This window comes from Hydrogenobaculum sp., from assembly GCF_049967395.1.
Lineage (GTDB): Bacteria > Aquificota > Aquificia > Aquificales > Aquificaceae > Hydrogenobaculum.
Map to the genome: position 1 here is coordinate 1 of NZ_JBMFST010000062.1, position 5,873 is coordinate 5,873.

The window sequence follows — 5,873 nt, forward strand, 5'->3', positions numbered from 1 at the left end:
AAGTACGACCGTTGATAGCCATCTTTTTGAAGCTATCAACCAATTGAGAATATTAAGTATACACGATTCATATCTTTTTGTCAAGTGGGTTTTATATGATTTAGATTAGGGTGGGGGTTAATAAGTCTATTTGTATTTTCTAAGAAAATGCTCCTTATTTCTTTCATGATATCTTTAGTTTCGTTGAATGTTTTTTCTCCAAAATCCATAACACTTAAAGTGGATGTAGAACCCTCTCTTTTTAATCTTAAAGAAGTTTCTAAACCTCTTAGATATAAGTAAAGTTCTTTTAGTCTTTCAAAGAAAGGATAAGTATTTTTTAGAATATCCATAGCTTTTAACATAGAAGGTTCCTTCAGTTTTTCTTTTAATATATATAACTGAGTAATAAATTCAGCATCCATCATAGACCCAGATGCCAACTTTATATTTATTTTGTCCTTAGAATATTTTAGGTTCTTCTCTATCTCAAATTTCATATTGAGTGTTTCTTGCGCCTCTTTTTCCGTTATATCTTTTTCAAACAAAAACTTATCTACTATGTGTTCAAATTCTTTTTTTAGATTTTGATCGCCCGCAATCACTCTATACCTTGTCCAGCTTAGCCTTTCCCAAAATCTTGCCTCATTTTCAAAGTAGTTTTTATAAAAATCAAGAGTGGGGTTTAATTCACCTTTTTGACCCATAGGTCTTAACCTAAAATCAACCGCATACAGATAACCTTCTTTTGTGTGTGTCGTCAGAAACTTTATAAAATCTTGTATATAATTTATTGAATTGATTTTAGTCTGATTGTCTTTAGTAACAAAGCACAAATCTAAATCAGAATTTACGTTTAACTCTTTAGATCCAAGCTTACCAAGAGCAATTAAAAGAGTGTCTTCCCTTAGCTCAAAACTACCTTCTAAAACTACCTCTGCCAAATCTGATAGACTTTCAAACAATTTTATCAAGTTTTTAGATTTCGTTATATAGTTAAGTATTATCCTTATTTCCCATGCTCTTTTAAACCTTCTAAAAAGGTTTAATTTATCTAATTCAAGTCCTTTATAGTTATCTAAATCCCTTCTTATCTCTTCTTTATTAGGAAAATCCTGATAAAGGGTTAATATATCTTCTACAGTATCTGGATATCTTGATATCTCCGTAGATACCGTGTTTGACGCTTCAAATATATCTAAAAGGGATTCAAATATACTTTCTTTCTCAAATATTATGCGCCTGCCGGTTTTACTCATTATAAACTTTTCAAGGTTTCTCACAATAAGCTCTGGCTCTTTTGATGAGTTTATTTTTTTTATAAGTGTAGGTAAATACTCTAAAAACTTTTGCCTTTCTTTTTCTGATAGATATACACCTTCTTTGCCCTGAAATATACCCAATATTGAGTTGAAGAAGTTTTTAGGATGCTTTACATTTGGTATACACTGAGAAAAGCCCTCAGCATCTTCTAATATTAAGGCTTCTTGACATGGGTTCAAACTTACTTTTTTTCTGCTTTTAGGAAGCAAGTTATCAAAAATCTCTCTGACCCTAGCCTTGTGCAACGACAAAACGTTGTCAAATTTATCTTTTGAAAAGCCCATAAAAAAAGCAAATTTTTCTATATCTTGGTCTTTTAAAACATGATCTTGTACACAATTTTTTATTTGTATAAGATGTTCCAATCTTCTTAGAAACGTGTAAGCCTCTTTTAAAGAATTGCCCTCCTCTTCTGATAGTATACCGTTTTGTTCTAGCTTCATTATAAGTCTATACGTATTACCATCTCTCAAAAGAGGTTTTTTACCTCCTAGAAGAAGTGCCATAGCTTGAAGGCTAAACTCTACTTCCCTTATACCACCCTCACCAGTTTTTACATTGTAACCTTTTGACAGAGTTTTCTTTTTTTGTTCTAACTCTATTTTTTCCTTCATAAGAGCAATATTGTCTAAATCTCTTTGGTCTATAGACTTTTTAAATACAAAAGGTATTATGATATTCTTATAAAAACTTGAAAACAACGAAGATTCATCGTATACAGCCCTTGCCCTTATTAGAGCCATCCTTTCCCAAAACCTTCCATACATCTCATAATAGTCTTCAGCAGCCTCTATACTCATTACTATGGGACCAGACTTTCCAAAAGGCCTCAAATCGGCATCTGTTATATATATCTCTCCCTCTTTTGTATTTGTATTTATGCTTTTCATAAAAAGCTTACAAATATTGTCATAGTATTGATTGTTGTCTTTTGAGAAAAACATAACGTCTATATCTGAATAAAAATTTAGCTCGTGGGACCCAAGTTTACCCATGCCTATTACTAAAAGTTCCTTTGCATTGTCGTTTGATATATGCTTAATAAGGCTTTCTATTAGAGCATCTGCTAAAGCCGAATATTCTAACAGTATATCTTCCAAATCCTCTGTGTTCAATATATCTTTCGCCACGAGTCTCATAAGCTCTCTTCTTCTATAAAAAGCCAAAAACTCTTCAAAACTCATGTCATAGCGCTTATACAGTTCGTTTATCTCTTTTAGATAGGTTTCTTTTGATTTTACCTTATACCAAAGCTCCGGTATAGTCTCTTCAAATATCGTGGGGTGTCTCAAGATTAATTTCTTTATACAGCTCGACCTTTCTCCCAATTCTAAAAGCAGCAAAAACCTTCTTGGATTTAAATACGATATAAGGGTATCTTTGTGAGGATGAACTTCTAAAAGCGACTCAAAAAACTGAAGCGCCTCCTCTTGGTTGTATACTTTGTCTTTGATAAAGTCTATATAGCTTTTATCAATCATTTACAATCCTTATTAAAAAATCTGGTATTCTTGTGAGTTTGCCGTCTTTTACTATGCAATGCTTTGTATTTCCTACCGCACAAAGCTTATTATCCACATACACTTTGTAATCAAAGTAAAGGCTAAATTCATTCTTTATATTCATTGATGTTTCTATATCAAAAACATCTTGATAAAGAATAGAACGTTTTATTCTTATGCTTGCTTCTACTAAAACTACAAAAAACCCGTCTTTATGCATTTTGGAGTAAGGGTATCCAAGATTTTCTAACAAAAAACCCCTCGCCTCTTCAAAATATCTAAAGTAGTTTGAATGATGCACCACTCCTTGGGCGTCCGTTTCGTAAAAGTTTACTTTTCTTGTATAGGTTGCTTTTTTTTCAGACATTGCTCGCACAATCCAAATATTTCAAGCCTATGATAAGTGGGTAAAAAGTTGTGTTTCAGGCAAATCTCCTCTTGTAAATTTTCTATATCTTCGTTGAAAAACTCTATGATACGTCCACAAGAAACGCATACAAGATGGTCGTGATGTCCTTCTTGGGTGCAAAATTCGTATATTGTCTTATTATTTTGCTTTATTATTTCTTTTATTATGCCAAAATCCATCAAAAGTTTTACAGTTCTATATATTGTTGCTCTGGAAGCCAATTTTTGTGTATTTTGGATATAGTTTACAAGCTCTTCTATTTCAAAATGCTTTTTGTAATTTGCTATAACATCTATCAAATCCAACCTATTTTTTGTTATTTTATAGTTATGTTTTTTTAGAAAAGCCCTAAACTCTTCCTTTAACTTTTTTGTATTCATCACCTAATAATATACCTAATGTATGCTAAAAATGCAACAGTGATAAAATATAAAGTAATCCAGGTTTATCATGTTTAACTTAAAAAATTTTTTAGCATGTATAATAATGTAATTAAGGGTTAAGGAGAGATTATGAAGCTAATGATTTGCACATCAAACAAAAAAAAGTTTGAAGAACTTTACTCAATTTTGGAGTCATTAAAAAAAGATGCAAATTTGGATTTAGAGTTTGTAAGCCCTCCAAAAGAAATAGAGGTAGAGGAATATGCAAATACATTTTTATCAAACGCTTATCTGAAAGCCAAAGCTTATTATGATGCATTTGGTATACCAGCCTTAGCAGATGACTCTGGGCTCGTAGTAGAAGCTTTAAGCGATAATTTAGAAAGACCTGGGGTCTATTCTTCAAGGTTTTATAAAGATAGTTTTGGATCCAACGTCTTAAAAGAAGACGATTTCAAGCTTTCAAAAGATGAGCTAAACAATCTCAAAGTTTTAAGGCTTTTAGAAAAAGAAGAAAATAGAAAAGCAAAATTTGTAAGCGTTGTTGCAATAGTTTTATCAAAAAACTACGGTATATTTGGAGAAGGTGAGCTAAAAGGAAGTATAGCGAAAGAGCCTTCTGGAAATTTTGGTTTTGGTTATGATCCCATATTTATACCAGAAGGTTATGCCACCACGTTGGCAAACATAGAAAACAAAGACAAAATATCTCACAGAAGAAAGGCATTAGAGGCTGTATTTTTTATGTTAAAAAAAGTGTTATAATATGAGTGTGGATACATTTTTTTTAGGTGTTATAGCTATTTGCATGGTGGTAATTACAATATTTTGGATTGTTATAGCAAGCTCTATATTGTTGTTGTTAAAGAGGTTAAAAGATATGACATACCTTGCCAGTTTGGTGGCCAATCTTGTAAATTACATAAGGAAAGACAAAGATGAATAAGCAGCTTGTGATAATAGGTGGAGGACCAGCCGGTGTTGCAGCCTCCATATACGCAGCTAGAAAGAAGATGGATTTTGTGCTTGTTACAAAGGATGTGGGTGGCCAGATATTGACTTCTGGAGATATAGAAAATTATATGGGCTTTAAGAATATAGACGGTATTAGCTTTGTCCAAAGACTTATAGAACAACTTGAATACTTGGAAGTATCCCCTGAGTACGCCGAGGTAATTGATTTTAGAGCTTTGAAAGAGCATGATTTTTCCATATCTTTATCAAATGGGCTCACGATAAAAGCTGAAAACGTTTTAATATGCACTGGTGCTGACCATAAAAAGCTTGGCGTAAAGGGTGAGGAAGAGGGTATAGGTAAAGGTGTATCTTATTGTTACACTTGCGATGCGCCTTTTTACAAAAATAAAAAAGTCATAGTGGTGGGTGGTGGAAATTCTGGATTTGAGGCCGCAGAGCAACTTGCAAATTACGCATCTTCTATAACAATAATTGAATATACTGATAGATTTAGAGCTGACGAATCCCTTCAAAACAAAGTTTTAAAAAATGAAAAGGTAAAAGCCCTAACAAACCATAGAGTGCTTGAGATATACGTAGATAAAAACATAGGCGTGACGGGTGTTAAATTAGAAGATATGAAAAACGGTAAAACATACGATTTTGAAACTGAAGGCGTTTTTGTAGAAATCGGCACAAAGCCAAACACCGAGCTTTTTGTAAACACTGGTATAAAGCTAAACAAATGGGGCGAGATAATCATAGACCAAAACAATAGGACGTCTTTGCTTGGGGCTTATGCAGCCGGAGATTGTACCAACATATTTGCAAAGCAGATAATAACCGCTGCCGGCGAAGGAGCGAAAGCTCTTCTTAGCATTTATCACGATATCATATATGGTGTAAGCTCGTCGGTATGAGCAAAGAAAGGCTACCTTTAAGCTTGTTGGCGCTTTACAAAGAAACCTTCATAAGCTCTGTTGGATGCTTAGAGGAGATAGGTAGAAAATTGGTAGCTTACAGCGAAAGGGAAAACAAGCATCTTTCTTTGCTAATTTTAGATATAGACAGGTTGAGAGACATAAATAAGAAGTTTGGCTATGAAAAAGGTAACGAAGTGCTTTTAACGTTGGCAGAAAGCATGGAAGAAAGTTTAAGAAAAAGCGATGTGGCTGGAAAATACGAAGGTGGTAGTTTTCTTGTTATACTACCAAATACAGATATATCAGGAGCGCTTAAAGTAGAAGAGAGGATAAGAAAAACTTTTAACAACAAGATAAGAGAAAAAGATTTTAAAGATGAAAACATTACGTTTAGCGT

Annotated in this window: 7 protein-coding genes; 4 read left to right on the forward strand and 3 right to left on the reverse strand. The window is 33.1% G+C overall.

Annotation, left to right across the window (positions count from 1 at the left end):
* Positions 1 to 80: 80 nt before the first annotated feature.
* Genes ACP5S8_RS07475 through ACP5S8_RS07485 form a run of 3 tightly spaced genes read right to left on the reverse strand, consistent with a single transcriptional unit; the run spans position 81 to position 3,593 of the window.
* Positions 81 to 2,783 carry a [protein-PII] uridylyltransferase family protein gene (locus ACP5S8_RS07475; protein WP_461871032.1) on the reverse strand — a complete coding sequence of 901 codons (2,703 nt, stop codon included), beginning with the start codon at positions 2,781 to 2,783 and terminating at the stop codon, positions 81 to 83.
* Positions 2,776 to 3,171, reverse strand: coding sequence for an acyl-CoA thioesterase (locus ACP5S8_RS07480; RefSeq protein WP_461876334.1), 396 nt, complete (start codon positions 3,169 to 3,171; stop codon positions 2,776 to 2,778). The genes ACP5S8_RS07475 and ACP5S8_RS07480 overlap by 8 nt, the downstream gene beginning before the upstream one ends.
* The gene (locus ACP5S8_RS07485) at positions 3,135 to 3,593 is read right to left on the reverse strand and encodes a Fur family transcriptional regulator (protein ID WP_461871034.1); all 459 of its coding nucleotides are present in this window, start codon (positions 3,591 to 3,593) and stop codon (positions 3,135 to 3,137) included. The genes ACP5S8_RS07480 and ACP5S8_RS07485 overlap by 37 nt, the downstream gene beginning before the upstream one ends.
* A gap of 132 nt (positions 3,594 to 3,725) precedes the next feature.
* On the opposite strand from ACP5S8_RS07485, the gene rdgB reads away from it, so the two are divergent.
* The 4 genes from rdgB to ACP5S8_RS07505 form a co-directional block, all read left to right on the forward strand.
* Complete coding sequence (gene rdgB / locus ACP5S8_RS07490; protein ID WP_461876335.1) at positions 3,726 to 4,361, forward strand: RdgB/HAM1 family non-canonical purine NTP pyrophosphatase; 636 nt, start codon at positions 3,726 to 3,728, stop codon at positions 4,359 to 4,361.
* Position 4,362: 1 nt separating this feature from the next.
* Positions 4,363 to 4,542: a hypothetical protein gene (locus ACP5S8_RS07495; protein ID WP_461876336.1), complete on the forward strand. Its 180-nt coding sequence runs from the start codon at positions 4,363 to 4,365 to the stop codon at positions 4,540 to 4,542.
* Entirely contained in the window at positions 4,535 to 5,473 is a 939-nt protein-coding gene (locus ACP5S8_RS07500) for an NAD(P)/FAD-dependent oxidoreductase (RefSeq protein ID WP_461876337.1), read from the forward strand. The genes ACP5S8_RS07495 and ACP5S8_RS07500 overlap by 8 nt, the downstream gene beginning before the upstream one ends.
* Positions 5,470 to 5,873 (forward strand): GGDEF domain-containing protein (locus ACP5S8_RS07505; RefSeq protein WP_461876338.1); only part of this gene is annotated, 404 nt, incomplete at its 3' end. The genes ACP5S8_RS07500 and ACP5S8_RS07505, both read left to right, overlap by 4 nt.

Excerpts from the sequence above, each read along its gene's own strand:
- ACP5S8_RS07475 (WP_461871032.1), bottom strand. The coding sequence starts at position 2,783 with ATGATTGATAAAAGCTATATAGACTTTATCAAAGACAAAGTATACAAC.
- ACP5S8_RS07480 (WP_461876334.1), bottom strand. The coding sequence starts at position 3,171 with ATGTCTGAAAAAAAAGCAACCTATACAAGAAAAGTAAACTTTTACGAA.
- ACP5S8_RS07485 (WP_461871034.1), bottom strand. The coding sequence starts at position 3,593 with ATGAATACAAAAAAGTTAAAGGAAGAGTTTAGGGCTTTTCTAAAAAAA.
- rdgB (WP_461876335.1), top strand. The coding sequence starts at position 3,726 with ATGAAGCTAATGATTTGCACATCAAACAAAAAAAAGTTTGAAGAACTT.
- ACP5S8_RS07495 (WP_461876336.1), top strand. The coding sequence starts at position 4,363 with ATGAGTGTGGATACATTTTTTTTAGGTGTTATAGCTATTTGCATGGTG.
- ACP5S8_RS07500 (WP_461876337.1), top strand. The coding sequence starts at position 4,535 with ATGAATAAGCAGCTTGTGATAATAGGTGGAGGACCAGCCGGTGTTGCA.